This window comes from Ramlibacter sp. G4-7, assembly GCF_057784995.1.
The window spans coordinates 49,844-75,774 of record NZ_JBYNTT010000017.1; the positions used below are offsets into that span (position 1 = coordinate 49,844).

At 65.0% G+C, this 25,931-nt stretch carries 26 protein-coding genes and 1 tRNA gene; 14 read left to right on the forward strand and 13 right to left on the reverse strand.

Annotated elements, in window-relative coordinates; translation table 11 throughout:
* From paaK to AC3EGR_RS20640, 3 genes are read right to left on the reverse strand one after another with little or no spacing between them, the layout of a single operon-like run.
* Positions 1–1,299 carry a phenylacetate--CoA ligase PaaK gene (paaK, locus tag AC3EGR_RS20630; protein WP_488548398.1) on the reverse strand — a complete coding sequence of 433 codons (1,299 nt, stop codon included), beginning with the start codon at positions 1,297–1,299 and terminating at the stop codon, positions 1–3.
* A complete protein-coding gene (gene paaI / locus AC3EGR_RS20635) occupies positions 1,296–1,736 on the reverse strand; it encodes a hydroxyphenylacetyl-CoA thioesterase PaaI (protein ID WP_488548399.1) in 441 nt (146 codons plus the stop codon). Before paaI ends, paaK begins: the two co-directional genes overlap by 4 nt.
* Positions 1,733–2,536: an enoyl-CoA hydratase-related protein gene (locus tag AC3EGR_RS20640; protein WP_488548400.1), complete on the reverse strand. Its 804-nt coding sequence runs from the start codon at positions 2,534–2,536 to the stop codon at positions 1,733–1,735. The genes paaI and AC3EGR_RS20640 overlap by 4 nt, the downstream gene beginning before the upstream one ends.
* A gap of 94 nt (positions 2,537–2,630) precedes the next feature.
* Between AC3EGR_RS20640 and AC3EGR_RS20645 the strand changes: the two genes are divergently transcribed.
* Positions 2,631–3,410 carry an enoyl-CoA hydratase gene (locus AC3EGR_RS20645; RefSeq protein ID WP_488548401.1) on the forward strand — a complete coding sequence of 260 codons (780 nt, stop codon included), beginning with the start codon at positions 2,631–2,633 and terminating at the stop codon, positions 3,408–3,410.
* Positions 3,411–3,488: 78 nt separating this feature from the next.
* Here AC3EGR_RS20645 and AC3EGR_RS20650 read toward each other — a convergent pair whose 3' ends face one another.
* Positions 3,489–4,487: a hypothetical protein gene (locus AC3EGR_RS20650; RefSeq protein WP_488548402.1), complete on the reverse strand. Its 999-nt coding sequence runs from the start codon at positions 4,485–4,487 to the stop codon at positions 3,489–3,491.
* Positions 4,484–5,092 (reverse strand): sigma-70 family RNA polymerase sigma factor, encoded by a 609-nt coding sequence (locus AC3EGR_RS20655; RefSeq protein WP_488548403.1) that lies wholly within the window; start codon positions 5,090–5,092, stop codon positions 4,484–4,486. Before AC3EGR_RS20655 ends, AC3EGR_RS20650 begins: the two co-directional genes overlap by 4 nt.
* 121 nt (positions 5,093–5,213) lie before the next feature.
* On the opposite strand from AC3EGR_RS20655, the gene AC3EGR_RS20660 reads away from it, so the two are divergent.
* Both AC3EGR_RS20660 and AC3EGR_RS20665 read left to right on the forward strand, forming a co-directional pair.
* Positions 5,214–6,662 carry a VWA domain-containing protein gene (locus tag AC3EGR_RS20660; RefSeq protein ID WP_488548404.1) on the forward strand — a complete coding sequence of 483 codons (1,449 nt, stop codon included), beginning with the start codon at positions 5,214–5,216 and terminating at the stop codon, positions 6,660–6,662.
* A 29-nt stretch (positions 6,663–6,691) separates the two neighbouring features.
* Positions 6,692–6,768 (forward strand) — tRNA-Met (locus AC3EGR_RS20665).
* Positions 6,769–6,872: 104 nt separating this feature from the next.
* On the opposite strand, the gene AC3EGR_RS20670 is transcribed toward AC3EGR_RS20665, so the two are convergent.
* The 4 genes from AC3EGR_RS20670 to AC3EGR_RS20685 all read right to left on the reverse strand — a co-directional run bounded on the left by AC3EGR_RS20670 (position 6,873) and on the right by AC3EGR_RS20685 (position 10,277).
* Entirely contained in the window at positions 6,873–7,583 is a 711-nt protein-coding gene (locus AC3EGR_RS20670) for a VPLPA-CTERM sorting domain-containing protein (RefSeq protein WP_488548405.1), read from the reverse strand.
* A 290-nt stretch (positions 7,584–7,873) separates the two neighbouring features.
* Positions 7,874–8,227, reverse strand: coding sequence for a VanZ family protein (locus AC3EGR_RS20675; protein ID WP_488548406.1), 354 nt, complete (start codon positions 8,225–8,227; stop codon positions 7,874–7,876).
* 130 nt (positions 8,228–8,357) lie between these two features.
* On the reverse strand, positions 8,358–8,981 hold the full coding sequence (locus AC3EGR_RS20680; RefSeq protein WP_488548407.1) for an FkbM family methyltransferase: 624 nt from the start codon (positions 8,979–8,981) through the stop codon (positions 8,358–8,360).
* Between the two features lie 195 nt (positions 8,982–9,176).
* Positions 9,177–10,277, reverse strand: a complete 1,101-nt coding sequence (locus AC3EGR_RS20685) for an acyltransferase family protein (RefSeq protein ID WP_488548408.1) — start codon at positions 10,275–10,277, stop codon at positions 9,177–9,179.
* Positions 10,278–10,769: 492 nt separating this feature from the next.
* Between AC3EGR_RS20685 and AC3EGR_RS20690 the strand changes: the two genes are divergently transcribed.
* Positions 10,770–12,569, forward strand: coding sequence for a hypothetical protein (locus AC3EGR_RS20690; RefSeq protein ID WP_488548409.1), 1,800 nt, complete (start codon positions 10,770–10,772; stop codon positions 12,567–12,569).
* Positions 12,570–12,628: 59 nt separating this feature from the next.
* Here AC3EGR_RS20690 and AC3EGR_RS20695 read toward each other — a convergent pair whose 3' ends face one another.
* The 4 genes from AC3EGR_RS20695 to AC3EGR_RS20710 all read right to left on the reverse strand — a co-directional run bounded on the left by AC3EGR_RS20695 (position 12,629) and on the right by AC3EGR_RS20710 (position 14,402).
* The gene (locus tag AC3EGR_RS20695) at positions 12,629–13,213 is read right to left on the reverse strand and encodes a serine O-acetyltransferase (protein WP_488548410.1); all 585 of its coding nucleotides are present in this window, start codon (positions 13,211–13,213) and stop codon (positions 12,629–12,631) included.
* Positions 13,200–13,592, reverse strand: a complete 393-nt coding sequence (locus AC3EGR_RS20700) for a VanZ family protein (protein ID WP_488548411.1) — start codon at positions 13,590–13,592, stop codon at positions 13,200–13,202. The genes AC3EGR_RS20695 and AC3EGR_RS20700 overlap by 14 nt, the downstream gene beginning before the upstream one ends.
* A 1-nt stretch (position 13,593) precedes the next feature.
* Entirely contained in the window at positions 13,594–13,851 is a 258-nt protein-coding gene (locus AC3EGR_RS20705) for a hypothetical protein (RefSeq protein WP_488548412.1), read from the reverse strand.
* Positions 13,852–14,141: 290 nt separating this feature from the next.
* On the reverse strand, positions 14,142–14,402 hold the full coding sequence (locus tag AC3EGR_RS20710; protein ID WP_488548413.1) for a hypothetical protein: 261 nt from the start codon (positions 14,400–14,402) through the stop codon (positions 14,142–14,144).
* 176 nt (positions 14,403–14,578) lie between these two features.
* Here AC3EGR_RS20710 and AC3EGR_RS20715 point away from each other — a divergent pair, with 176 nt between their 5' ends.
* The 10 genes from AC3EGR_RS20715 to AC3EGR_RS20760 all read left to right on the forward strand — a co-directional run bounded on the left by AC3EGR_RS20715 (position 14,579) and on the right by AC3EGR_RS20760 (position 25,905).
* The gene (locus tag AC3EGR_RS20715; protein ID WP_488548414.1) at positions 14,579–16,021 is read left to right on the forward strand and encodes a cyclic nucleotide-binding domain-containing protein; all 1,443 of its coding nucleotides are present in this window, start codon (positions 14,579–14,581) and stop codon (positions 16,019–16,021) included.
* A gap of 98 nt (positions 16,022–16,119) precedes the next feature.
* Entirely contained in the window at positions 16,120–16,758 is a 639-nt protein-coding gene (locus tag AC3EGR_RS20720) for a hypothetical protein (RefSeq protein ID WP_488548415.1), read from the forward strand.
* Between the two features lie 67 nt (positions 16,759–16,825).
* Positions 16,826–17,449: a VPLPA-CTERM sorting domain-containing protein gene (locus AC3EGR_RS20725; protein ID WP_488548416.1), complete on the forward strand. Its 624-nt coding sequence runs from the start codon at positions 16,826–16,828 to the stop codon at positions 17,447–17,449.
* Positions 17,450–17,507: 58 nt separating this feature from the next.
* Positions 17,508–18,941 (forward strand): undecaprenyl-phosphate glucose phosphotransferase, encoded by a 1,434-nt coding sequence (locus tag AC3EGR_RS20730; protein WP_488548417.1) that lies wholly within the window; start codon positions 17,508–17,510, stop codon positions 18,939–18,941.
* Between the two features lie 91 nt (positions 18,942–19,032).
* Positions 19,033–19,566: a hypothetical protein gene (locus AC3EGR_RS20735; RefSeq protein WP_488548418.1), complete on the forward strand. Its 534-nt coding sequence runs from the start codon at positions 19,033–19,035 to the stop codon at positions 19,564–19,566.
* A gap of 132 nt (positions 19,567–19,698) precedes the next feature.
* Positions 19,699–20,253: a polysaccharide biosynthesis/export family protein gene (locus tag AC3EGR_RS20740; RefSeq protein ID WP_488548419.1), complete on the forward strand. Its 555-nt coding sequence runs from the start codon at positions 19,699–19,701 to the stop codon at positions 20,251–20,253.
* Positions 20,253–21,395 carry a hypothetical protein gene (locus tag AC3EGR_RS20745; RefSeq protein ID WP_488548420.1) on the forward strand — a complete coding sequence of 381 codons (1,143 nt, stop codon included), beginning with the start codon at positions 20,253–20,255 and terminating at the stop codon, positions 21,393–21,395. Before AC3EGR_RS20740 ends, AC3EGR_RS20745 begins: the two co-directional genes overlap by 1 nt.
* 15 nt (positions 21,396–21,410) lie before the next feature.
* The gene (locus AC3EGR_RS20750; RefSeq protein WP_488548421.1) at positions 21,411–23,012 is read left to right on the forward strand and encodes a GumC family protein; all 1,602 of its coding nucleotides are present in this window, start codon (positions 21,411–21,413) and stop codon (positions 23,010–23,012) included.
* A 6-nt stretch (positions 23,013–23,018) separates the two neighbouring features.
* Positions 23,019–23,837 (forward strand): CpsD/CapB family tyrosine-protein kinase, encoded by an 819-nt coding sequence (locus AC3EGR_RS20755; protein WP_488548422.1) that lies wholly within the window; start codon positions 23,019–23,021, stop codon positions 23,835–23,837.
* Between the two features lie 28 nt (positions 23,838–23,865).
* The gene (locus AC3EGR_RS20760) at positions 23,866–25,905 is read left to right on the forward strand and encodes a hypothetical protein (protein ID WP_488548423.1); all 2,040 of its coding nucleotides are present in this window, start codon (positions 23,866–23,868) and stop codon (positions 25,903–25,905) included.
* Positions 25,906–25,931: the final 26 nt, after the last annotated feature.

Sequence of the window (25,931 nt, forward strand, 5' to 3'; positions counted from 1 at the left end):
TCAGAGCCGGCGCTGGTCCACCACGCGCTTCGCCTTGCCCAGGCTGCGCTCGACGCCCCCCGCCGGCCGCAGGTCGATGCGCGCGCTGGTCCCGATGTAAGCCTTGATCTCGTGCGCCAGGCGCTCCGCGGCGCTGCGCACGTCCTCCTGCTCGGGGTCCAGCCCCTGCCCTGCTTCCACCGCCACCACCAGTTCGTCCAGCGCGCCTTCGCGCGTGAGGATGCACTGGTAGTGCGGCGCCAGCACGGCCTGCTTGAGGATCAGCTCCTCGATCTGCGTGGGAAACACGTTCACGCCGCGCACGATCATCATGTCGTCGCTGCGGCCGGTGATCTTCTCCATGCGCCGCATGGTTCGCGCGGTGCCGGGCAGCAGGCGCGTGAGGTCGCGCGTGCGGTAGCGGATGATGGGCAGCGCCTCCTTGGTGAGGCTGGTGAAGACCAGCTCGCCGAGTTCGCCCTCGGGCACGGGCTGGCCCGTCTCGGGGTCGATGATCTCGGGATAGAAGTGGTCTTCCCAGATCGTCGGGCCGTCCTTGGTCTCCACGCACTCGTTGGCGACCCCGGGGCCCATCACTTCCGACAAGCCATAGATGTCCACCGCATCGATCCCCATGCGCTGCTCGATCTTGGCGCGCATGTCGTTGGTCCAGGGCTCCGCGCCGAAGATGCCCAGGCGCAGGCTGCTTTCGCGCGGGTCCAGCCCCTGGCGCTCGAACTCGTCGGCGATGGCCAGCATGTAGCTGGGCGTGACCATGATGATGTCGGGCTTGAAGTCGGCGATCAGCTGCACCTGGCGCTCGGTCTGGCCGCCGCCGAAGGGCACGACCGTGAGCCCCAGCTTCTCGGCGCCGTAGTGCGCACCCAGGCCGCCCGTGAACAGGCCGTAGCCGTAGCTCACGTGCACCATGTCGCCGGGCCGCGCGCCGGCCGCGCGGATGCTGCGCGCCATCACCGCCGACCAGGTCTCGATGTCGTTCTTGGTGTAGCCCACCACCGTGGGCTTGCCGGTGGTGCCGCTGGAAGCATGCAGGCGCACGCACTGCTCGCGCGGCACCGCCAGCATGCCGAAGGGGTAGGCGTCGCGCAGGTCGGATTTGCCCGTGAAGGGAAACTTCGGCAGGTCCGCGAGGCTGCGGCAGTCGTCCGGATGCACGCCGGCCGCGTCGAACTTGCGCCGGTACACGGGCGAGTTGAAATAGGCGTGGCGCAGGGTCTGCCGCAGGCGCTTGAGCTGCAGCGCGCGCAGTTCGTCGACGCTCGCCTTCTCGATGGGTTCCAGCGCAAACGTCTTCATCATTCCTCCGGGATCACCGTGCCCTGGATGCTGGCGCTCTTGCCGCGGAACACCGCCACCACCTCGCCGCGCTGGTTGGTGACCCGCATGTCGTAGATGCCGTGGCGGCCCTGCAGCACCTGCTCCACGCCTTCGCAGGTGAGCACGTCGTCCAGGTGCGCGGGCTTGAGGAACTCGATGCTGGCGCCGGCCGCCACCGTCACCTTGTTGCGGCTGTTGCACGCGTAGGCGAAGGTCGAATCCGCGAGCGTGAAGATCAAGCCGCCGTGGCAGATCTTGTGCCCGTTGAGCATGGGCGCGCGCACCTTCATGCGCATCAGCGCGCGGCCCGGCTCGCAGGCGAGCAGCTCGATCTGCATGAAGTCGCGCACCGCCGGATCGTCGGCGTACATCGCCTCGCCCACGGCGGCGGCGAGCTGTGCAGGCGAACGCGCGCTCATTCGCCGGTGAAGTTCGCGGGACGCTTCTCGCGGAAGGCCATCACGCCTTCGATGTAGTCGTGCGTGCGTCCCAGCGCCGACTGCGTGTCGCGTTCGAGGTCCAGCTGCTTGTCCAGGTCGTTGGAGGCGGCGGCGCGCAGCAGCTTGCGCGTCTGCACCAGTGCGGTCGTGGGCATGGTGGCCAGGCGCTGCGCGAGCTTCATCGCGGCGGCCATGCAGTCCTCGCCCTCGGGCGCGACGTCCCAGATCATCCCCCACTCCTTGGCGTCCTTGGCGCTGACCTTGTCGCCCAGCATGGCGCAGCCCATGGCACGGGCGAGCCCAAGCTTCTTGATCAGGAACCAGGAGCCGCCGGCGTCGGGGATGAGGCCGATCTTGCTGAAGGCCTGGATGAAGCTCGCGCCCTGCGCCGCCACCGCGAGGTCACAGGCCATCGCGAAGGAGGCGCCGGCGCCGGCCGCGACGCCGTTCACGGCAGCGACCGTGGGCACGCGCAGGTCCATCAGCTTGCGGATCGAAGGATTGAAGGCCTGCTCGATCACCGGGCCGGGGTCGGCGCGCTTGACGAGGTCGGGGCCCGGCTCGAAGTCGAACTCCGCCAGGTCGGCCCCGGCGCAGAAGCCGCGGCCCGCGCCGGTGAGCACCGCGGCGCGGATCGCCTTGTCGCCGTTGATGCGGTCCAGGACGGACCTGAGATCCTGGTGCATCCGGCGCGTGAAGCTGTTGAGGGCCTGCGGCCGGTTCAACGTGACGAGGGCGACGCTGCCGCGCGCCTCGTACAGGACGGTGGCTTCGCTCATGGGGTCTCCTTTCGCGCCATTCTGGCACCGCGCCCGCGCGCGTCCGCAGCATGGTTTCCCTTGGTTATAGTTGCCCGCACACAGGAGGCCCGCCATGACCTACGAATTGATCGAGGTGCGTACCGAAGCAGGCAAGGTGGGGGTCATCACCCTCAACCGGCCCAAGCAGCTCAATGCGCTGAACAACCAGCTCATGGACGAGCTTGGCCAGGCGATGAAGGCCTTCGACGCGGACGAAGCCATCGGCTGCATGATCCTCACCGGCAGCGAGAAGGCGTTCGCGGCCGGCGCCGACATCGGCGCGATGGCCAGCTACACGTTTGCCGACGTCTACAAGGGCGACTACATCACGCGCAACTGGGAGACGATCCGCAGCGTGCGCAAGCCGGTGATCGCGGCGGTGAGCGGTTTCGCGCTCGGCGGCGGCTGCGAGCTCGCGATGATGTGCGACTTCATCATCGCCGCGGACAACGCGAAGTTCGGCCAGCCCGAGATCAAGCTGGGCATCATCCCCGGGGCGGGCGGCACGCAGCGCTTGCCGCGCGCGGTGGGCAAGGCCAAGGCCATGGACCTGGCGCTCACCGGCCGCATGATGGATGCGACCGAAGCGGAGCGCGCGGGCCTGGTGAGCCGGATCGTTCCGCTGGACAAGCTGATGGAAGAGACGCTCGGCGCCGCGCTGCAGATCTGCGACTACTCGCAGATCGCCGTGCTGGCCGCCAAGGAGTCGGTGAACCGCGCCTTCGAAGGCGGCCTGGCCGACGGCATCATGTTCGAGCGCCGCATGTTCCACGCCCTGTTCGCCACCCAGGACCAGAAGGAAGGCATGGACGCGTTCGTGAACAAGCGCAAGGCGGCGTTCAAGCACCGGTAGGGCGTTGCGGCGGCGAGCCGCAATCCACGGGCGCCGGGTCAAGCGCACCATGGATCCCGGCTCTAGGCCGGGACGCCCTCACCGGCCCAGCAGCCGCTGCGCCTCGCCGCGCAGCGCCCCGTCCACATCGGGGTCGGCGTGCAGCCGCCGGGGCGGGCCCGGCTCGCGCATGGAGGTCCAGCGCCAGGTTTCGCCGACGAGGTCCAGCGTCCCCAGCGCCTCGTCGCCTTGTGCGAGCTCCAGCCGCAGGCTGAAGGGCGCAGCCGAACCGGCGTCGTCCGCCGCGCTGGCCAGCACGCTGGTGACGAGAGCCGGCAGTTCCCCGGCCCGCGTCCGCGGCACCACCACCGACTTGCCTTGCGCCTCGATGCGCACCTGCGTCCACGGCAGCGCCAGCGGCGCAGCGCGCAAGGACGCCGTCGCTTTCCGGTCGAGTCCGCGCGTTGCCGGCGCGGCCGGGATGGGCTGGGGCACGGGCGGCGCTGCGGGCGCGACGGCGATCGCGGGTGGTGCGGCTGCGGCCGGCGCAGGACCCGGCGCGGGCGACACGGGCACACCCGGCGCGGGCGCGGCGGCAGGAGCCGGTGCCGACGGCGCTTGCGCCACGACGCTAGGCGCCCGCGCTTCGGCACGATCGCGACTGGACTCGGGCACGGGCGCGGCCTTCGCGAGCGCGTCGGCTGCCGGCCGGCCCGGAACCGCAGCGGGGGGCGCGGCGGGTCGCGTGGCGGGAGCGGGCGCAGTCGTCGCGGGCGCCCCCGGAACCGGTGCGGGCGCGGTGGCCGTGGACGGCGCCGGCGCCGGCTGCACGGACGCAGTCACCTCTGGCCGCGCGCCGGGTGGCTCCTTGCCCTGCCAGGTCACGGTGACGACGGTCGCGAGCACCACCGACGCAAGCGCGGCCGTCCAGGGCAGCGGGTTCGTGGCCGCACGCGTCCACCACCGGCGCCACGCGGGCTGCACCGCACCATGCGCGGCGGCGCGGATCGCCTCGCGCGTGCGGGCGTGCGGCTGCAGCCGGGCGTCGGGCGCGGCATCCAGGGCCTTGCCCAGGCGGGGGTCGCGCAACTGCGTCATCGTGCGGCCTCCAGCGGCGCGAGATAGGCGCCCATGCAGCCGCGCAGCTTCTGCAGCGCGTAGCGCAGCCGGCTCTTGGCCGTCTCGAAGGGCAAGGCCAGGCGTTGCGCCAGGTCTTCCACCGTGGCGCCGTCTTCGTGGTGCAGCAGGAAGGCGGCGCGCTGCGCCGGCGGCAGCGCCTCCAGGCAGTGCAGCAGCTGTGCACCGGCGGCGCGCCAGAACGCCTGGTCCTCGGTCGAAGGCGCCCACGGCTGCGCGTGCGTGGCGAGCCAGTCCAGCGTCTCCTCGCCGTCCTCCTCCACGTCGACGCTCACCTCGCGGCCGGAGACGCGCAGGCGGTCCATGGCCAGGTTGTGCGCGATGGTGAAGGCCCACGCGCGCCAGGACGCGCCCTGCGGCTGGAAGGACGCGCGGGCGGCGACGATGCGCAGCCACGTGTCCTGGAAGACCTCGTCCGCCTGGGCGGACAGACGCGCTCCGAGCAGACGGCGCACGAAGCGGTACAGCGCCGCTTCGTGCCGTGCATAGAGCACGTCGAAGGCGGCCGTCTCGCCCTGGGCGTAGGCCAGCATCAGGTCCTCGTCGAGCGCGTCTCGGTGGGGCATGGGCTGATTTTCACACCACGTTCAACGGCGCCCGAAGCGGATCGGGGTTAGACCGGGTCGTAACTTTTCACCCCGCGGCGACGCGCCGCCCGTGCAGGCAGGACCCACTCCAGGAGTCCGCATGCCCGCTCGCCGTCCCTTCCCTGCCGTCGCCGCCCTGCTTTGCGCGCAGGCGCTGCTCGCCGCCTGCAGCGCCACGGCCCAAGGCGTCTGGCCCGAGCCCCGGCCGCAGCCGCAGCCCTGGTCCGTGGCCGCGCCCCGCGTGCTGCCCAACTTCCAGGCGCCCTCCGCCACCCATTGCACGGGCCCGATCCGCACGCGCGAGGTGCCGGGTTGGCCCGAGGGCACGCCGCAGGGCCGGTACGCGCCCGACGCGCTGGCCAAGTCGGCGCCCGAACGCAGCGCCCGCGCCGAAGATCGCGTGCGCGGCGCCGCTCCTCCGGCCGCCGCTCCTGCCGCACCGTTCGCCGTGCCTGCGCCCGCGGCCCCGGCGGCACAACGCGAACTGCAGCCGCCGCACGATCTCGTGCCGCAGCCCTCGCAGGCCGTGACCGCAGGCGTGGTCGACGACAACGCGGACTTCAGCGCCTACCTCGCCTTCCGCGAGCGCACGCAGGTGGCGCACCGCCCGCGCGAGGTGCGCGAGCGCTACCTGTTGCAGGTGAAGGATGCGCGCGGCCGCCCCGTCGGCGACGCGGAGGTCGCCGTGCAAGGCACGAGCGGCTACGCAATGTGGGCGCGCACCGATGCCGGCGGGCGTGCGTGGCTACACCCCGCCGCATTCGACCCGGCGGCTTCGGGCGCGTACCAGGTGCTCGTGCGCAAGGACGGCCGGCAGGCCGGCGGCCAGCTCACGCGCGGCCAGAAGAGCGCGGTGGAAGTGCGGCTCGATGCGCCGCCGGCCAGTGCACGGGCCCGACTCGACCTGCTGTTCCTGATCGACGCCACCGGCTCCATGGCCGACGAGATCGACAAGCTCAAGGCGACCTTGCGCACGATCACCGCCGAAGTGGCCAACCTGCCCAGCCGCCCGGACCTGTGCCTGGGCTTGGTCGCCTATCGCGATCGCGGCGATGCCTTCCTGCTGCGCAGCCACGACTTCAGCAACGACGTGGGCGCCTTCCTTCGCGAGGCGCTCTACCCGCTGCAGGCCGGCGGCGGCGGCGACTACCCGGAGGCGATGAACGAGGCGCTGCACGAGGCCGTGCACGAACTGTCCTGGCGCGACAGCGGCACGACCCGCATGGTGGTGCTGCTAGCCGACGCGCCGCCGCACCTGGACTACGGCGGCCCGCAGTACGACGAGGACATGCTGGCCGCGCTCGGCAAGGGCATCAAGGTGTTCTCAGTGGGCGCCAGCGGTCTGGACCGGCAGGGGGAATACATCCAGCGCCAGATCGCGCAGTACACGGGCGGGAAGTTCGTGTTTCTCACCTATGCGAAGGCCGACCGCCCCGGCAGCGGCCCCGGGCGCGAAACGGTGCACGATGTGCGCAACTATTCGGTGGACACCCTCGATCGGTTGATCGTGCGGCTCGTAACGGAAGAGCTGGCACAGGCCGGCAACTGAACCTCGCCTGGGCTATAATTTCGGGCTTCGGCGCTTTAGCTCAGTTGGTTAGAGCGATGGAATCATAATCCACAGGTCCGGGGTTCGAGTCCCTGAAGCGCCACCAGACACCAAGAGGGTTAGCGTGCGAGTAGCCGCTAACCCTTTTCGCGTTTCTGCAGGCCTCGGGGCCCGGCCAAGAAGACGGGCCCCCCGCAACCAGCCTTGTGATCAGCAGCCAGCCTCAGCACTCGGCTTGCGACGTCGACCCCAACCGACAACCCCCAACAATGCTGAACCGAACAGCCACGCCGCTGCCGGGAGCGGAACCGCGGACACGTCGCCCAAGATCCGGAAGCCGGCGGTGTCGCCATTCGGGAAGCTGTACGCGTTAGGACCTCCAATCTGAGGGAAGGTCTGCCAGAGAAGATCGTCGATGCCCGTGACCCACGCCGGCACGCCCATGTTGCTGTCGTACCAACTCATACGGTAAGTGCCCGCACCCAAGGTGACAGGAGCGAGCGACGCGGAGACCACATCGACTGCGTTGGACGATATGACATTGTGGGAAAGTGCGCCCGCAGCGACGGTGGTTGAATAGAGTTGGGTTTGAAGAGCGGTGTCCCAAATGCTAACGGCGATGTTATGGGGTCCGCCGTAACCCAGCGTGGTCCCCAACTCGAACCCCGTGATTGTCGAAGTGGTGCCAAGGTTGAAAACGTCGCTGACCTCATAGGTCCCACCACAGCTGCTGCACCAACCGTTGACGTGGGCCGGCGTGCCGGCCATCATGGTCGTATAAGCTGCCGAGGTGAAAATCGGCGCCGATGCAGCTTGAACACTGAACGAGGCTGCTACAACCGCGGACAGACCGACGAGTCTGGCCAGGACGAGCGGGACCATCCGAAATTTCGCTAAAAAGGCATTGAGCGTGATGTACATAAAGCCCTCCTTGGGGACTTCAGACTAACGCTCGAGTGCTGGTCCAGAAAATGGCACTTAGGAACTAAGCCTTACGCTCGGCGGAGTCCATCGCTACGCGGCGCCGCAAACCTTTACCGGATTGCCTTGATGAAAAAGCGAGCGGTGGCGCGAGACCCGGCTCCTGTGGCGTTAGAAGGGGCGACAGCATCGCAGGCACTTTTGATTTGCCAGCGTCATCAGAACCAGCACTCCTGACGAGCGAAGAGGCACGTCCGCGCGAAGTGCAGCCCGCCCAGCGGCGGCGTCCCCTATTCGGCGCGCGGCTTGGACAATCTGAACATCGCCTTCGAGAACCCGGCGACGAGCAGCAACCCGATGGAATCGGCGAGGACGTCCAGCAGCTCGGGCGAGCGAGTTGGCGTGAAGGACTGCAGCACTTCGATCAGGATCCCGTAGCCGAAAAGCAGCACGAGCGACCGGGGCAGCCGCGCGGGCCAAGCGAGTGCAGCTAGCGCGCCCAGCGTGCCGAACGCCAAGACATGGTTCATCTTGTCCCAGCCTGTGCTGGGCAGCCCCTGCGCGGGCGAGAGGGCCAGGTACAGCACCAAGGCGGCGGCGAACCAGAAGACGGTCTTGAGGAGGGGGCGCCAATATGGAGGCATCCGGCGATTATTCCTCGCTCACGGTCTGGCCGGCGAGCCCGCCACCGTGTCTTTCACGCTTCACTTCGACCCTGAGACGCAACGATGCTCTAGTCCTGACTCGGGAGGACAAAGCCGATAGGTCGTCGCACTAGTACCAGTCAAGTCTAACCTTTTGCTCTAAGCGCTCGCGAGCGATGCGATCGCGCAGTGCATTGGTGTCCGCCAACAATCCTGGTGAAAAGCGCTCGTGAGTTTCTACTGCCGCGAGCTCGACATTGTCGATTGCACCAGTGTCAATCAGCGAATTGATCACTGCAATTTCCGCGCCTTCGATATCTATTTTTAGAAACTTGACACGGCCTACACGGCGGATGAACGCGGAGAGGTCAATGCACTCTACCTCCACCGAGTTGCTGCGATATTCGGCAGTCGTGTGAATGCCCTCAAGGAAGGTTGCTGCCACAGTTGCGTCCAGAGCATCAAAGCGTTCATGAGGCAGAGGGGTTTCCAGCCTGAGTGTCGTATTTCGGTCCATCACGCCCTGGTTGATGCACTTCACATTATCGAGCCCAAGGAATCGACGCCTTAGCACCTTGAAGCAGATCGGGTTTGGCTCAAAGGCGTAAACGGTCGCCCCTGCTCGGAAGAAACGCGAGGTGACGTCTCCGACATTCGCGCCGCAGTCGATGACGATGTCGCCCCTGGAAACGCGCAGAGTCATGTCGAGGGCTGCCAAACCAACTTTCGAGCCAGCGGCAGCTTTCTTTATCAACTCGGCGACAGGGTTGTAGCGCGCCGCTCGATATAGAGACTTGTTGATGGCAGCACTCCTAAACCCACAGGATAGGTGTGAAAACAACACTCTCCAAGAGTCCAAATGGATCAATGTGGGCGCGGCGCCGACGCAAGTTCGACGGTTACCACGCTGGCGGCTTCAGCGGGGGAGCGGGTCGGACGGCACGTGGGCCTACTTTACGAACACCGCAAAAGCAGTTCCGGCAGCGATCATGGCGACCGCCAAGGCGAAGCAAGCACGTCCAGCCCCCGTGCTGAACCAACGTTCCCGCCGTGAAAGCACCTTCCGATCAATGTACAAGTACAGCAGGACTGCCAGTCCCAGACTCAATAGGCTTGCCAAGATCTGGCGAGGGACGGAGTCACGCAACCCGTACGGAGAGAGCAGGAAGTTTGCGACGAACACTCCAATCCAGTGGTTCAAATAGAGCGGATAGCTCATGCCACCTGCGATCCTCCCGATCTGCGAGGGCGTACCAGGCGATGCGAGCAAGAGGACGGCAGAGACTCCAAAGAGAGGCGCCAGCAGTGTGAAGGGACCACCCCGCCAGAGTCCAAAGGCTGCCGCTGCCAGTGCGATCGAGAGTACCACCCGTGTGCGGCTCAAAAGATGAAACGGGCCGAAGGTCGCCACCGCGATTGCTGCAAGAACCCCCAGCACGATGCTGGCGTAGACATTTCCCGTCCAAAGCGCAACTGCTGCCAACGCACTCCACAGCAGGAGGGACCGGCCCCACCGAGGAGCGAGCACGAGCAGCAGCGGGCTTAGCAGGTAGAACTGCTCTTCTGCGTTGACAGACCAGAAGTGGCTTCCTGTCCCGTGAAGCGGCATCTGGTCGACGAACTCCGACAGTTGCGGCGTGCCGAACAGATTCCAGACCATGAGCGCCTTGTACGCGACGAACTCGATCCACTTTTCACCGATGTGGTCCTTCCACAGACTGGCTGTCAACAGCAGGGCGAGCGCGATGTAGTAAGGCACCCAGATCCGCAGAGCACGATTGAAATAGAAACGCGGCAATTCTGCGGGGGCAATGCCAATCAGAATCCCGCCGATCAACCACCCCGAGAGGGCAAAGAAGATCTGCACCGCGAACGAGCCGCCACCCTGCCAAGTTATGACGTGGTCGTGATGAAGCATCACGGTGATCGCAAGGGCCGCGCGTAGCCAGTCGAATGCCGGGATGTAACCAGCACGTTCCCCGACCCGATCGACAACTGACGATCGGGATGTCAGGTTGACCGCGTCGCTGTAACTGGTAGCGGCATTCATGAACTGAATTTTCGCCCTCCCGCATTCGCCCCGATTGGCTCGGAAGGACTAGCCAACGAGACGGCGGCCATATCTACTCACGGTGCTTGTGAGTGACAGTCCTAAGGGTTGCGTAGATCTCGAACTCTCGTCCAGCAGTTCGAGTCGCCAAGCACGAATAGGCATAAGGTTTTCTCTTGGCGGATGGGCTGATTGATCGAGATTCCTGCACCAAGCGGACGGGCTCGGCCGCCAGAGCATAGCCATCGCTCCGTGTGTGGCACCCGCGCCACAGCGACGCCCTCAACCACGCTGTGAGTTTGCCGCTTGTCAACCCTGCGAAGCCGACCGCCCCGCGCATGTTGGACCGGGGCTTCTTCCTCTCTACCTTGTCACTAACGGCTGGGCAACGGACGTCGAATACACGCTGAACGGAAAGCGGACATCGAGCCCGCGGAAACGCACGGCGCCTGCTCCAAAAACAACAGCCGCGTCTAACTGTAGGGAGCCTTCATGCGCACGATGCCCATTTCTTTGGCGCTCGCTTTTCTGCTTGCAAGCTGTGGTGGTGGTGGTGGCCCCAGCGGAGGAGGCGATGCTGTCGCCTCGGGCGTGCTAACTGGTACGCAGAACAATCAGGGCACGCCGAGCGTCGCGCCCGGTCCCGTCACTGGCTCCGACCCCAGCGCTGCACTGGATCCCGCTCTCGCCCTCGCCCCCCTGGGCGCGAACCTGGAAGGCCTGACCGACTACTCGCGCCTGCCGCCCTTCGTCGACATGATGAAGCTGTCACGCCATTGGGGTACCGCCGCAACGCCATATGACGAGGCGGCGGCGGTCGATGCGCGCGGCTGGCCAACCGGGGACGCCGGTGTCGTGATCTCCGTTTCTTCGACTGCGGACCAACCCGACCCTGGCGACAACACCAATGCGTATGCACTGATCCCGCAGGGAACCTACAAGCTGGCTTTCGTCGGCCGGGCGAACGTCAATTCTGTGGCTTCGCGCGACGTGCGCGTCGCCAACAGCACCTACGACCCGGCGACCAACCGCAGCACCGCTGACATCGTGGTCGGCGCCACCGCCTACCAGATGATGCTGAGCTTCACTGGCACGAACGGCGGGGTCAGGGAAGTGACGTTGCTTCGCCCGGGCTACACGAGCGCGGACACTTTCACGCGCGAGTTCAAGGCTGCCGTCGCGCCCTTCGGCGTCCTGCGCTTCATGGACTTTCTGGCCACGAACGGCAACCCCGTGAGCACGTGGGCACAGCGCACGCTCCCGACCGACGCCACGCAGGCCGGCGCCCGCGGCGGCGCGTACGAGTACGCGGTCCAGATCGGAAACGACCTGGGCAAGGACATCTGGCTGAACATTCCCGTCGGCGCGGACGACGATTTCGTGCGGCAGCTTGCCACGCTTCTCGATCGGACCTTGGCCCCCGGGCGGATCGTCTACCTCGAATATAGCAACGAGGTCTGGAACTGGGCCTTCACGCAATCCGGGGCGAACCTCGATGCAGCCATCGCGGAGGTCGTAGCGGGAGACACCTCGCTGGTGAATGGCGCGACGTGCACCCGCGACCAGATGGTCAATGGGCCTGCCCCCTGCGACAAGTATTGGGCCGCGTACAAACGCGTGGGCAAGCGCATCGCCCAGATTTCGCAGATATTCTCGGAGGTGATGGGGCCGGCCGCACTCAACACCCGGTACCGCCCTGTCTTGGCGACGCAATGGTCGTACTTGGCCATCGGCGAGCAGCAGCTGAAGTACATCGACAAATACATAGGCGCGCCGAAGAACCTGCTCTATGCGGTCGCCGGCGCGCCGTATTACGGCCTCACGTCGCTGGACACAATGCAAACAGCCGTGACCAACCCCACCCTCACGGTGGACCAGATCGTGGGAGACATGCAAACCTATGTCACGACCTACTACCCGCAGTTCAAGCCGAACATGGTCTACGCGGGACAGGACTTGAGCGGCGCCACGCAGAGGGCACTGGCGAACTATTACGGCATTCGCAGCGTCGCCTACGAGGGCGGCCAAGACCTGGGCCAGTCGGACGTGAACCTCCCCAACAAGACGCTGGCGACCAAAGATCCGCGTATGGCGGCCATCCAGGTCGATTACTGGGCGCAGTGGTTTGGTTGCGGTAACGACCTGTTCATGCAGTACACCGTCGCCGGCAGTTGGAGCCGCTATGGCTACTGGGGACTGACGAACAACCCGTACGACCTAAGCGGCCCGAAATACCAGTCTGCGAAGCAGGTGGCAAGCACGCCCTTGGCGAACTTCACGACATGCAAGTGACGGGCGCCGCTACCGGGCACAACCGCACGCCTCTAGAACCTGCGGCATGCGGCCGATTTTCATGCGCACGCGCGCTGGCGCGATCGCACCGGCCGCGCGGGCATTCCCACGACCGTCACGCCCTCGGGCACATCGGACAGCACCACCGCATTCGCACCGACCACCGAGTGATCGTGCAGGTGGACCCGTCCGAGCACCTTGGCTCCCGGGCCGATGTCGACGTGACCGCCTAACGTCGGCACGCCGCCCCGGCCGGAGCCCAGCGTGACTTGTTGCAGGATCAAGCAGTTGGGGCCTATTCGGCAGTCCGGATGGATGACGATCCCGTTCGGGTGCGGCAGCAGGAGGCCGCCGCCGATTTGCGTGTTAACAGGAATGTCGCAGCCGGTGACGACCGACCAGAACCGATGCCGGAGCACAGCGAGCTTCTTCAGCAAGAGGCTGGCCGGGTTCCTACGGCCGGCGTGCCGCTGATAAGCCCGGATGCTCGCCAGCAGAGACCGCGTAGGCGCCCATTCAAAAGGCGACTTGGCTTCCCTGCCCCAGTCGGGAACGGTCGCGGACACTTGCATGGAGGCGGCGGAATCGCAGCCACGTTCGAGCGTAGCGTCCGTCGTGAAGTGGCACGAATCAGCGCTCATCATGTGCAGCTTTCCTCGTGCCCGCCAGGGTGCGTGCCGCGGTACATATCGTGAAAGCGACCAACAAGCCGACTGTGTTAGCGGCGACATCCAGCAGGTCGGGCGTGCGCGTGGGCGTGAACGTCTGCAGGCCCTCGATCAACAGGCCGTAACCAAAGACCAGCGCCAACGAGCGCAGCAAGTTGCCAGGCCAACCCATCGCCACCAGGACCCCCAGCATGCCGAACGCCAGCACGTGGTTGATCTTGTCCCAGCCTGTGCTTGGCAGGTCCTGCGCCGGCGACAACGCAAGGAACAGAACCACGGACGCCCAGCCGCAGAAAGCCGCGCGTGGAAGCAGGCGCCAGCGATGCCACATCACGCCGCCCATCGCGCTTGCCACTTCATTCTTCAGCCATTCCCAGCAGGTAGTCGATGGCCACCTTCGCCTGCCGGATGGACGAAGCCTGCACCTCAGGCCCCGGCTTGCGCAGCCCGCGGATCGCCAAGCCGTCGCAACCGCGCTTGAGCACCTTGCCATCCAGCGAAATCTCGAACCGTCCCTGCAGGTCGGCCTGGATGCGGTAAGTGCGCCGCTTTCCGGCAGCGCGGGCGTAGTGACTGGTTTCCATAGGCTGAATCTCTGTCGAAGCCGGCTCCATGTAAAGACGTTGACGCCTGAGCGGCGGCGCGGCCGAGCAATGCGTGGATTTTTCTCGGCACGCCCCCGCCGCACGTTGCGCCGCTGCACGCCGGCCTTAAGACGCGCGGAGCAAGGACCGTTGTTCTACCGGGGCGAGCGCCACTCGCAATGGCTCCTTGGTGCCAATGCCCTGCTCGGCAGGTGCGTTAGCCTCGTTGCGGCGGCCAAGCGTGTATCTCCGGCGTCGCCCAAGCCTCGAGGAAAGCAGCCAGCCCGATGCCCGAAGTTCCGCAAGACGGCGCAGCGCTATTACTCCGCCATGCCGTGAAGATAGTCCACCGCCACCTTCGCATAGTTGATCGCGCTGTGCCGCACTTGCGGCCCGGGGGCGCGCAATCCCCTGGCCACCAGGGCATCGGTGCCGTGCTTCAGGACCTTGCCGTTCAAGGTGATCGTGTAGCCGCCGAAGCCGTCGGCCTTGATTTCGTAGGTCAGGCGCTTGCCACTTTCCCGCTGGTACAGGACGGTGACTGCCCGGCCCGGATCCGCAAGGGACGGGTTCGCTTCCATCGTGCTCCCATGCACTGTTGTTCCTTTGATTGCAACAAACTGTTGCGGCCAATTATTGGAGCGATCCCCCGGGCTGCGGTGGGCGGCGACGATCGGGATGGGGTTTCCACAACGATTCCCCGTTTGGGGAACAGACGTGTGACACCCCACGTGCTAGTGAAGACGGCACCGGCGGCATGAAGGACCTGGGACTTTTCAGCGGCCTGAGCGATGCCAGCATCGAGTGGCTGCTCGCCAATGCGGCCACCAAGGCGCACGAGGTCCACACTCCAGTGGTCGTCGAAGGCGAGGAGCCGAGCGCGCTGTTCATCGTGAGCGCGGGTCTGTATGGGGCGAGCATCGGCGACGACGGGGCGGAGCAGGAGCTCGGGCGTCTGCCGGCCGGGTCCGTGTTCGGCGAGATGGCCTGGCTGGGTCGCACCGTCGCCTCGGCACGGGTGAAGGCGCTCGAACAAAGCGAGGCCCTGGTCCTGCCCTTGCCGGTACTGGAAGACAAGCTGGCGGACGATCGCGCCTTCGCCGCCGAATTCATGCGCGCGCTGGCCGGCGTGCTGGTGGAACGGCAGCGATCGAGCAACGTGGCCCTGGCCGGCGGCGTGGCGCGACCTGCCATCGCACGCGCGGCGCGCGGCGAGTTCAGCGCACTGAACGAGGCACTCGACGCCTTCCGCGCGGCCGCGGCGCGTTGCGACAAGGAAGAGCGCGTGAAGGGCCAACTCGGCGCGGAGGCCGAGGCCGACTTGCGCGTCGCCCTGGAAGCCGTGCTGGAAAGGCTGGAGGAAACCTGCCGTCCCCTGGCCTCCAGGCTGCCGGCCGCTGCGCAAACAGTGGGTGCGCGCGTGCAGCAGGAGTTGCTGCCTTTCCTCCTCGCCACCCACACGGCGCTGCGCTGCTACGCGAAACCCCGGGGGTACGCGGGCGACTTCCAGACCATCGACGACATCTCCGAACGGCGCTGCGGCGGCGTGGGCGTCGGCCGGGCCATCGATCACTTCTTCATCGAGCACCCCGCCGCTGCGGCAGTGCGCAACCGCCGCGAGCTCATTGCCAGCCGGCTGGCCGCGCTCGCGATGTCACACCACGGCCGCCTGGCCATCACCTCGCTCGCGTGCGGCCCTGCGCGCGAGATCTCCGACATGATGGGCTTGCTCCCGGACCACCGCCGGCCTGATGTGACGCTGGCGGACATCGACCCGCAGGCGCTGCAATACGCCGGGGCGAGGCTGGACGCCGAGGGCTTGGGCAGCCACGTCCGCACTGTCAAGGTGAACCTCATCCGCCTCGCGCTCGGGCGCGAGAAGGTCAAGCTGCCGCCGCAGCACGTCATCTACGGCATGGGCCTCATCGACTACTTCAGCGATGAATTCGTGGTGCACCTCTTGGACTGGATCCACGACCGCCTTGCACCCGGCGGCCAAGTGATCCTGGGCAACCTGCATCCGCGCAACCCGGCGCGCGCGCTGATGGACTACGTGCTGGAGTGGCGGGTGATCCATCGCACCGAGGAAGACCTGCAGCGCCTGTTCGCGGCGAGCGCGTTCGGCGGCGCGCAGGAGTTCCTGCGGGAGCCGGCGGGGGTGCATGTGTTTGCGGTGGGGCGAAGGCAGCGCGCATCGTGACCTCTAGTTGAACGCGCCCCTACTCGTCAATGGCCGGGGGCCTGCATTGGCACCTTGGAGCTAACGGCCCCAGCACGTTTGTGGCAAACACTACGAACATGTCGCTTATCTCCATCACTCGTTGCGCATTGGCTGCCGCCATGTCCTGCCTCGGAGTGGCGCACGCCACGGTCCTTCCCAATTGGTACGAGCTCGAAGCCAAGGATGGCGCGCTCGTTTCCATCACCTTCAACGCGAGAACTTACAACCTGGTGACGGCGTCCCCGGCCCAGTACCTCGCTGACCAGGTCTGGTTCTACTCGGGGAACCTCACTCCCCAGACTCCGGCCAACATAGCGACCGCGGTCGAGACGCAGTACAACCTCCTGGCCGGCAGCCTCACCCCGGTCGCCTCCTGCAACAACGGGTACCAGCCATCCTGCACTGCCGGTGCATCGGTGACGAACCAGTTCACCTGGGCCGGTGCTCTCAGCACTTTTCACGCGGCCCAAGCCTTTCAGTATCTCGCCGTGAAGCTCCTGCAGGGAGAACTGCTGTTCCACTGGGCGGTGGCCACGGACACGGTCACGCTTGCGGGCCTGCCGCCTCCAGCCATCGACAACTACCAGGCGTACACCGGTCCTCAGGTGGTGGCGACCCCCCTGCCAGGCGCGGCTTTGCTGTTCGCATCTGGCTTGGTCGCCGCCGGCCTGATCGCTCGACGTCGAGGCAAGTCCAAAGCCGAGCCCGTGGCCTGAGCGATTCGCCGCCGTTGATTCCATTGAGCTATTGGCCGCCCCCGCCCCCTAGATCAAACTGATTCACATGAGCCAGACCTTCATTCCGCGCTGCCTGCTGCTTGCCACCTTGGCGTTCACCGGCCTGGCGTGCGCCGCACCGGTCGGCAATTGGTACGAGCTGAGCGAGGTGGATGGCGCCTTCACGCTCACGTACAAGTCCAAAACGTACAACCTGAGCGCGTCACCGGCGACCTACCTGGACGACCAGGTCTGGTTCTACGACTCGAACCTCACGCCGCAGAGTCCCGCCGCCATCAACGACGCGGTGGAGAAGCGCTATGGATTGCTCGCCGGCAGCCTCACGACGGTCGCCTACTGCGACAACGGCTCTTGCGCGGGCGGCTCGGTGAGCAATCAGAACCCGCCGAACGGCACGCCGACCAGCACCTTCAAGGCGGATCAGGCCTTCGACTACCTCGCCGTCCACTTGGGAAAGGGCGAGCTGGTCTTCAACTGGAGTGTGGCGACTGACACCTTCACGCTGTCTGGTCTGCCGACGGCCAGTATCAGCAACTACCGCGCCTTTCTCGGCCCGCAAGTTCTTGCCACCCCCCTTCCCGCGGCAGCATTGCTCTTCGCATCCGGCCTCGGTGCGCTCGGCGTGATGGGCCGGCGTCGGAACCGCGTGCACGGCACGGCGTCCGTCTGAACAGGCACTGGCCCCGCACCCTGCCAGGGGTGCGGGGCCCCTTCATCTCCTGCAGTCCATGGATTCCGGCTTCCTCCATTCCACCATTGACGACAAGCACACCGTGCTTCAGCGTCGCAGCAGCATCGCAGACGTGCGCCCGCTGCTGGACGGCATGGCCGTCGTCAGCCTGGCCTATTGGCTGATCCTGTTGAACGTCGGCGCATTGACCGCCGAATACACGATCACAGTCGTGCTCCTGCTCGGCGCCCTCGGTCTCCTGTACGACATGTTCGCCATCTACAGGAAGAACACGAGCTTCACCCGCAAGGCGCTGGACCTGCTGCAGGCCTGGACACTCGCGTTCGCGGTCCTGGTGGTTCTCGGCTTCGTCACCAAGCGCTCCGACGCCTTTTCCCGCCTGTTCCTCCTCGAACTCTATGCTGGCGGCTACGCGGCGCAGCTGGCCATCCACGCCGCGATGCGCCTATTGGTGAAGGAGGTCTTCCGCCACCAGGCCCAGGCGCACAACGCCATCATCGTGGGCACTGGGCAGCTGGCGGGCTACCTGCACCAACGCATCACCACCAACGAGTGGCTCGGGCAGAAGGTGGTCGGGTTCGTGCGTTTGAATTCCGCAGCCGACTCCGCCGGCAACCAGGCGTTCGAGCAGGAGGGCGAAATCCTCGGAGATTTGACCGAACTCATGGGCCTCATCCGCGACCACTCGGTGCGCACCGTGTATTTCGCGATCCCGCTGAACGCGTCCGAGGTGATCGAGAGAATCTATTTCAAGCTGCTGGACAAGCACGTGGCTGTCCACTGGGTTCCCGACATTTTCTCGCTGCGGCTTGTGAACCATGCGGTGAGCGAGATCGCCGGCGTGCCCGTTCTCACGCTTTCCGAGACGCCCTTGATCGGCACGCGCCGCCTGCTCAAGCAACTGGAGGACACCTGCTTGTCTGCGGTGTTGCTGGTGCTGTTTGCTCCCCTGATGGCCCTGATCGCAGTGGCGATCAAGATGGATAGTCCAGGCCCGGTGTTCTTCCGCCAGGCGAGGCTGGGATGGGGCGGCAAGACCTTCCACATCTGGAAGTTCCGCAGCATGTACGTGCACCAGCCGGAGGCCGGTGTGGTGCGGCAGGCGAGCCGCAACGATCCCCGCATCACGCGCGTGGGGGGCTTCCTGCGACGCACGAGCCTCGACGAGCTGCCCCAGATCCTGAATGTGCTCACCGGCGATATGTCCTTGGTGGGTCCACGGCCGCACGCCATCCAGCACGACCACGAATACGCCCGGCACATCTCGCACTACTTCGCACGCCACAACATCAAGCCGGGCATCACCGGCCTGGCGCAGGTGCGCGGCTTCCGCGGGGAAACGCGCGAGATCGAGACGATGATCCTGCGCGTGGAGTCGGACATCGAATACATCAACCACTGGTCCCTTTGGCTCGATCTGTCGATCCTGGTCCGTACGTTCAAGGCGTTCACTGGGACGAATGCGTACTGAGCTCGCACGCTTGGCACCAAGGAACTATTGCAAGCCCAGCACGCGAAGCTAACCTAGCGTACCCATTGCATCCACCCAACGAGGACCCTCGATGAAACTGAAACTCTTGCTCCTTTCCGCAGTGACCGCCGCCTTCCTGGCGCCGGCCGCACACGCCGCCACTGTCACTCTCGGGGACAGCTACGTGTTCAACGGCGCCGACTCAACGGACTTCACCACTACGTTCGCACCGGGTACCCAACCCACCACGACGTACTATGAACTGGTCAACGCAACCGGGGGCGAGATGAACACCAGGGTCGTCCTGGGAGATACCGACCCCACCAACGGCCTCAGCGCTTCATACGCTGTCTACAGCGACATCGACACGGGCATTAATTCCTCGAACACTGATGCTGAAATCGTGTCCGCGACTTTGCTGACGGACATTTCCGTCGAGAACAACCTTCCCTTCTTCACGTTCGTCATGCAGGCAGGACAGCAATACGTTCTCGCCCTGACGACCGACTCGCCGATCTCCGCGATCACCACTTCGGTCAGTGCGGTGCCGCTGCCTGGCGCGATCTGGCTGTTCGGCTCGGCGCTGCTGGGTTTCCTCGGCTTCTCCAACCGCCGCAAGATCTGAGCGTTTCCGAGAGCGCAGGAGGTGCCCTGCGTAACGGTGTATTCACAAGAGCCAGGCGCCGCCTGGTTCTTGTGTTTTACGGACTCCGATCGCCGGATCTCCTAAACCGCGCCTACACAATTACCAATGCCCATGAAGCGCCTCTTGAATGCCCTGCTCCTGCTCGCTGCAAGCATCCCGGCCTGGGGGCAGGAGCTTTCACCATACCTCCTTCGGCATGGGGACCGCGTGATGATCTCGGTCTGGCGCGAGGAGGGCCTGAGCCGCGAGGTGCGCGTGCTCCCGGATGGCAGCATAAGCTTCCCGCTGGTAGGTCGCCTGGTAGTAGCCGGGTCGAGCACTTCCGACGTCGAACGAAGGATCACCGAAGCGATTAAGCGTTACATCCCGGAGGCGAGCGTCACGGCATCCGTAATAGCGACCGAGGGGAACAGCGTTTTCGTGATCGGCAAGGTGCTCAAGCCCGGGCAGGTTCCGCTCACCGCTCCAAATGTCACGGTGCTCCAAGTGCTCAGCCAAGCCGGCGGACTGGACCGCTTCGCTAACGGCGACGCGATCCTGGTCTTGCGCCGGGATGCGACCGGGCGCCAGCAGACCCTACGCGTTCGCTACAACGATCTCCTGCATGGTGACGCCCTGGACACGAACGTGACACTGCTAGGCGGTGACACGGTGCTGGTGCCCTGATGACGGGGCTGGCGGCGCCCTTCGTATCACGCGCCGGTCTCGTCGCGCTGGCGCTCTACGGCCTCACTTCGGCCGCCGGCGCCCAGAGTCGCTGGATCTATTCGCTCGCGGTACCCACGGATCTCGAGCACGACTCCAACCCGCTCATGAGCAGCACGCACCCCCAACCCGTGACGCGCGTGCGCGCAACGCCGGAACTGCATGCGCGGTATCAGGTGGATCGTGATGAACTGGAGGTCAATGGCGCCCTTACGCTGGAACGCAGCAGCGATCCGCGGATCAGCGCTGACCGGGAGGACCCTCGGGTCCGGGCGGAGTGGCGGCATACCACGCCAATTGCCAACTACGGCGTGTTCATGGCGCTCGAACAGCAGGCATACCGATCAGTGGACGTAGCCGTGCAGGTTCCGCGAGAGATCGATGGCACGCGCCGGCTCAGCGCCGTTGGAGCGAACTGGAGCTATAGCGCCGGCCCCAATTACACGCTGGCGGCCAATGCGCGCGAGGAGTGGGTGACATTCGACATCGGGCAAGTCGCAGACTACCGTAGGTCAATCGCAGCGGTGCAAGTGGCCGCAGATCTCAATGAGCGTACCTCCTGGTACACGTCGGCCGACTTTCAGTCCTATCGTCCTTCCGCGGCGCCGGGCCTGCCCGCGAGTACGGAGGACTCAGGGTCGTTCGGCGTCCTCGGCGGTTATCGTCGTGCGCTGACCGAGGCGATCGACCTGGACCTCGCCGCCGGCGTGGTGCGGTTCACGGGGCCAGCCCCCGAAACCGGGTGGCAAGGCACCGCCAAGCTCACGTATAGAGGGCCGCGGCTCGAGGCCCGCATGGAGGCGAGCCGCAGGCCTGAGGTCGACACCGCGAACTCAAGGATGTCGCTCACATCCATCGCGCGAGTTGCCCTGCGTTATCCGCTGAGCGAGCGGAGCGGCCTCGGGTTTGTGGCGAGCGCGAGTCGCTTCCACGCGCTCCAAAATTCGAGCGCCAGGGACTTGACCGCCACCTACGACCGGCAACTGACCCCTTTCTGGACGCTGGCGGTACGCGCGCAGCACCGCGCACGCACCGACCAGACAGGAAGCGCGAGCGCCAACGTGGTTGCCCTGACCCTGACGTATGCACACGCCGATTTCTGAGACGCCCCCGCAGCCATGTCCCCTGACGACCATCAACTCACGGTAGCCGACTACCTCGCGATCCTGCGCCGCCACGCGGTTTTGATCGCCGGAAGCTTTCTTGGCATCCTCGCGGTCGCTGCCGCCGTCGCGCTGCTCGTGCCGCCCGTCTACCAGTCCACCGGGACGATCCTCATCGAGTCCCAACAGATTCCCTCGGAATTGGTGCAGGCCACCGTTACGAGTTACGCCGACGAACGCATCGAGGTCATCAAGCAGCGCGTGATGACGCGCGAGAACCTCCTGCGCATCATCGGCAAATACAAGCTCTTCCAGACGGAAGGGACGAGCCTCACGCCGTCCGAGCAGATCGACGAGATGCGAAAGAACACACTCGTCGAGCTCGTGACCGCGAACGTCAATCCGGGCTCGAGATCCACCGGGACGATCGCATTCAAGGTGTCGTTCGAGCATCGGCGTGCCGAGATGGCACAAGCCGTTGCGAACGAGCTGGTCACGCTTTTTCTGAATGAAAACGTGAAGGTGCGTACAGAGCGAGCCACGCAGACCACTGAATTCCTGAAAGAGGAGTCGGACAGGCTCCGAGGCGAACTTGACAAGCTGGAAGTTCAGATCGCCACCTACAAACAACAGCACGGCAACACGCTACCGGACAACCTGGCACTGGGTCTCGCGTCGATGCAGCGGACAGAGTCTGACCTGCGGCAGATCGAGCGCGACCACCGCTCTGCAGAGGAAGAGGTTCGCTCGCTCGAAGCAGACCGGGCAAGCGCCATCGCTATGATCGTGCAAGGCCAGTCCCCATCCGGGGCGGCATCCGGCAATGGGAATCTACCAGCAGAACTCCAGCGTGCGCGAGGCGAGCTGGCGCGCTTACAGGCCATCTACACTGAAAGTCATCCCGACGTACGCACGCAGAAGCGCCGCATCGAGAATCTGGAGCAAGCAATGGTGGCGGAGAGATCCTCAACCGCCGTAAGCGGAGGCGAAGCCTCAAGGGATCCCTCAATTGCCCGGCTGGACGCGCGCATAGTCGCTGCCCGATCCAGGATGGCCTCATTGAGGGCGCAGGAAAGCGCCGTGCGAGCCAGGATGGCACAGATGGAGGGCCGACTCCGCAACGCACCGGAAGTGGAACGAGGCCTCGCGGCCCTCACGCGGGACTATCAAGCCACGCAGCGGAAATACACCGAGCTCCGCGCCAAGCAGGATACGGCTCAACTGGCCGAGAACCTGGAAGGGGAGCAGAAAGCCGAGCGCTTCGCACTGCTCGAGCCACCGACTGTTCCAGAGAAGCCGATCAAGCCCGATCGCAAGAAACTTCTCGCCGCCGGTTTCGCTCTCGCCGCAGGTGGTTCCGCTGCTCTGACGGCCTTGGTGGAGACGATGCATGGGACCGTTCGCGGAGTTGACGGCATCAGCGGCATACTGGGTCAGCGACCTCTGGTCAGCGTTCCGTACATCGCAGTCGCGGCGGACGCCCACCGACGGCGCCGCGCTCTCTGGGTAAGCACGGCCGCGATTGGAGCAGCCCTAGTCGTGTTGGTAGTCTGTCTTCATTTTCTCTACTTGCCCCTGGACCTCCTCGTGGCCAAGCTTTTGATGCGATTTGCGTGAGGCACCATGGAAAGAATCAAGAGCGCCATCGACAAGGCACGCGGCGAGAGGCTGGCGGGGCCAGAATCCCCCCGCTCTAAGGCCGCAACGCCCTTCCCAAGCCCGCCGGCGACGCTATGTGAAAGCTGGCTAGCAGCGCTGCCGTCCGTTTCCTTGGATCGGGAGCATCTCGAGCAGAACCGCGTAGTGGCTTACGAGCAGAGTAATCCGACTCGCTGGGTATTCGACCTGCTGCGCACGCAGGTTCTGCAGCAGATGGAGGAGAAGGGGTGGAAGACACTTGCGGTGACCTCGCCGTCTGTCGGCGCAGGGAAAACCGTCATTTCGGTAAACCTGGCGATGAGCATCGCCCATCATCCGCAGCACCGCGCCACGCTCGTCGACTTCGATTTGCGCCGCCCGAGCATCAGTGCGTGCCTCGGCCTGCCGGTGCGCGCAACGCTTTCCGACTACTTGGAGAGGGACGCGAACCTCAATGATTGCATGGTCAACGTTGGCCTGCCGAGGCTGACGGTGCTTCCCGCTTCGCGTCCGATCGCAGGCGCGTCCGATGTGCTGTCTTCCGCCCGCGTGGCCAGCCTCATCGACCAGTTGCGCTCTGCCACCCCCAATGGAATCACCATCTTCGACTTGCCGCCGGTGACGGCTGTGGATGACGTGATTGCGGTGCTGCCCAAGATCGACTGCGTCTTGCTCGTCACTGGGAACGGCATGTCGACCAAGCGGGAACTTCAGGAGTCGCAGCGTCACCTAGCTCGCTTCAATGTCATCGGAACCGTGCTAAACAAGGCTGCCGTCGCGACTCCACCTGGCGGCTACTACTAGCCGGCCCCTTGCCATCGGTAGACTGAGCATGGAAAGACGCGGTTTTCTGCAAGGTACTGCGGCTTTCGCTGCGGTCACCTCGCTTGCACGGGCCGGAAGTTCCCGCGCTGGAACACCGGCCCCTCGTTTTTTAGGAGCGGCTGCCTTCAATGGCGGTCGCTCCCAGGTCAACCTAAGCTTCCTGCAGTCGGGGGGCGCCTACCCGTTCCTGAACTGCCTCAAGACTGCACAGAACTGGATGTTCTCCGACAACAGTTCTTGGCCGGAGCCGCACACGCTCGACTTGGACGGGTACCCCACGCGAGTATCGAACGGTGGCGTGAAGACCGTGTTCTTCATCCCCAGCCAGTCCTCGCGCCCTGGAAGGTATGTCGTCGCGTGGCGGGGAGTTGGGACGATCTTTCTGGGCATGGAACATCGCGCGATAAGTGGCCGACCAAGGAGCAACTTCGCAACTGGGGGACGGTTCGTTTTTTCGACGAACGAGACGCGCATCGTCCTGGGTATCGGCGCCGTGGGCACGCCACACCTTACGGATCTGCGGGTCTGCCATCAGGACGATGAGGAGGCTCTGAATGCGGGAGACGTGTTCGGCCTCAAGTTCATGGAGCGGTTGCGCGAGGCGAACTTCGGGGTCATTCGCTTCCTCAATTGGCAGGAGGGCAATACCACCAACGTGACCACATGGGACACTCGCAAGCCGACCTCCTATGTCTTCTACGCGGGTCAGGAGTTTCGCGGCAGCTTGTACGCGGGTCATACGCGGAATGTCGGTTCGCACTACTCGGCAGCGCTTTCCGGGTTTCGGCTTGTCGACAAAGCGATGGTGACCGTGCGGTTCAATGTGAGCTGCAACGGACCCTGCACACTGAATGTGAATGACACCGGTGACGTTCCAGTCCTGAACGAGTACGCCGGACCGTTGTCCGCGGGAAGCAATTCGCTCGTCATTGGCGGAACGTGGCAGAGTCTCGCGACGCTTGTCTACGACGCCGCACTTGGTGCCTGGATCAAATACGGCGGAGACATCGCCTTGGGAAGCGCCGGGATCCAAAATGGATGCCCTCCGGAACTCATGATCCGGCTGTGTGCAGAAGTGGGGGCGCATCCCTACTTCGTGACTCCGCCTCTCGCTATCGATCCCTCCACTGATTACGTGTCTCAATTGGCAACGTTATGCAGGGACATCGGTCCGGCATGGATGATCCCGCGCTTCGAAGGCCCTAACGAGGTCTGGAACTGGGCGGCCGGGTTCTTTCAGACATCCTACGCAGCCGCGAAGGCGGGTTCATATGGCTGGGGGGAGGATCATCACAACTGGTACGGAAAGACAATGTCCGTACTCGGTCAAACGATTAGCCGCATCTATCGCAATGATCGGACCAGATATCAGGTGATCTGTGGTGTGCAAACTGCAACTGGCACTTCCAGCGATGACACGAAGGCAAGCAACGCACGCCTGGCGTCCACCAAATACCTTCTGCAATCCACAGCGGCTCAAGCCGGTTTCAGCAAGACGCCTGCGTCCTCGTGGGTCACCCACATCTGCTGCGCACAGTACATCACGCCGGCAGAGTACAACACCAGCAATGAGGTCGTCCGGGCAGAGGCCTATCTGAAAGCAGCTGGAGACCTGGAACTTCAGCTAGCGCTGGCCGATGCGTACGCGCGCACAACGGAGAACGGCGAGGGCAAGTTCACTGTTGGCAGGGTGTCCTCGCTGTACGCGAATTGGAAGGCATGGGCACTCAGTTTTGGTATCCGTGGCATGTGCGGCTATGAGGGCGGATATTCGCCTGATTTTGGTCCACAGGAGCGGGTAAACGCCCTCCGAGGAGCGTCCAAGCTTGCACCGTGTCTCGACCACATAACCAGTGCGAACTACCTCAACTTTGTCCGCCTCACCGACAAGACATTCAGGGCCGAATTTCCCTCTTGTTTTCAGCTTTCCGGCGCAGTTCCGACGGCAAACGCATGGTCAGTGCTCGACGATATCTATCAGACCCCCAGTCCCGCCCAGTGGCGTGGCATCACGCGCTTCAACCACGCGGGTGCAGTGAGCCGATGACGTGTCTCTCGCGAAACGGCGGCACT

Bases quoted from the DNA above. Each gene is read 5' to 3' on its own strand.
- paaK (WP_488548398.1), bottom strand. From the start codon at position 1,299: ATGATGAAGACGTTTGCGCTGGAACCCATCGAGAAGGCGAGCGTCGAC.
- paaI (WP_488548399.1), bottom strand. From the start codon at position 1,736: ATGAGCGCGCGTTCGCCTGCACAGCTCGCCGCCGCCGTGGGCGAGGCG.
- AC3EGR_RS20640 (WP_488548400.1), bottom strand. From the start codon at position 2,536: ATGAGCGAAGCCACCGTCCTGTACGAGGCGCGCGGCAGCGTCGCCCTC.
- AC3EGR_RS20645 (WP_488548401.1), top strand. From the start codon at position 2,631: ATGACCTACGAATTGATCGAGGTGCGTACCGAAGCAGGCAAGGTGGGG.
- AC3EGR_RS20650 (WP_488548402.1), bottom strand. From the start codon at position 4,487: ATGACGCAGTTGCGCGACCCCCGCCTGGGCAAGGCCCTGGATGCCGCG.
- AC3EGR_RS20655 (WP_488548403.1), bottom strand. From the start codon at position 5,092: ATGCCCCACCGAGACGCGCTCGACGAGGACCTGATGCTGGCCTACGCC.
- AC3EGR_RS20660 (WP_488548404.1), top strand. From the start codon at position 5,214: ATGCCCGCTCGCCGTCCCTTCCCTGCCGTCGCCGCCCTGCTTTGCGCG.
- AC3EGR_RS20670 (WP_488548405.1), bottom strand. From the start codon at position 7,583: ATGTACATCACGCTCAATGCCTTTTTAGCGAAATTTCGGATGGTCCCG.
- AC3EGR_RS20675 (WP_488548406.1), bottom strand. From the start codon at position 8,227: ATGCCTCCATATTGGCGCCCCCTCCTCAAGACCGTCTTCTGGTTCGCC.
- AC3EGR_RS20685 (WP_488548408.1), bottom strand. From the start codon at position 10,277: ATGAATGCCGCTACCAGTTACAGCGACGCGGTCAACCTGACATCCCGA.
- AC3EGR_RS20690 (WP_488548409.1), top strand. From the start codon at position 10,770: ATGCGCACGATGCCCATTTCTTTGGCGCTCGCTTTTCTGCTTGCAAGC.
- AC3EGR_RS20695 (WP_488548410.1), bottom strand. From the start codon at position 13,213: ATGATGAGCGCTGATTCGTGCCACTTCACGACGGACGCTACGCTCGAA.
- AC3EGR_RS20705 (WP_488548412.1), bottom strand. From the start codon at position 13,851: ATGGAGCCGGCTTCGACAGAGATTCAGCCTATGGAAACCAGTCACTAC.
- AC3EGR_RS20710 (WP_488548413.1), bottom strand. From the start codon at position 14,402: ATGGAAGCGAACCCGTCCCTTGCGGATCCGGGCCGGGCAGTCACCGTC.
- AC3EGR_RS20715 (WP_488548414.1), top strand. From the start codon at position 14,579: ATGAAGGACCTGGGACTTTTCAGCGGCCTGAGCGATGCCAGCATCGAG.
- AC3EGR_RS20720 (WP_488548415.1), top strand. From the start codon at position 16,120: ATGTCGCTTATCTCCATCACTCGTTGCGCATTGGCTGCCGCCATGTCC.
- AC3EGR_RS20725 (WP_488548416.1), top strand. From the start codon at position 16,826: ATGAGCCAGACCTTCATTCCGCGCTGCCTGCTGCTTGCCACCTTGGCG.
- AC3EGR_RS20730 (WP_488548417.1), top strand. From the start codon at position 17,508: ATGGATTCCGGCTTCCTCCATTCCACCATTGACGACAAGCACACCGTG.
- AC3EGR_RS20735 (WP_488548418.1), top strand. From the start codon at position 19,033: ATGAAACTGAAACTCTTGCTCCTTTCCGCAGTGACCGCCGCCTTCCTG.
- AC3EGR_RS20740 (WP_488548419.1), top strand. From the start codon at position 19,699: ATGAAGCGCCTCTTGAATGCCCTGCTCCTGCTCGCTGCAAGCATCCCG.
- AC3EGR_RS20745 (WP_488548420.1), top strand. From the start codon at position 20,253: ATGACGGGGCTGGCGGCGCCCTTCGTATCACGCGCCGGTCTCGTCGCG.
- AC3EGR_RS20750 (WP_488548421.1), top strand. From the start codon at position 21,411: ATGTCCCCTGACGACCATCAACTCACGGTAGCCGACTACCTCGCGATC.
- AC3EGR_RS20755 (WP_488548422.1), top strand. From the start codon at position 23,019: ATGGAAAGAATCAAGAGCGCCATCGACAAGGCACGCGGCGAGAGGCTG.
- AC3EGR_RS20760 (WP_488548423.1), top strand. From the start codon at position 23,866: ATGGAAAGACGCGGTTTTCTGCAAGGTACTGCGGCTTTCGCTGCGGTC.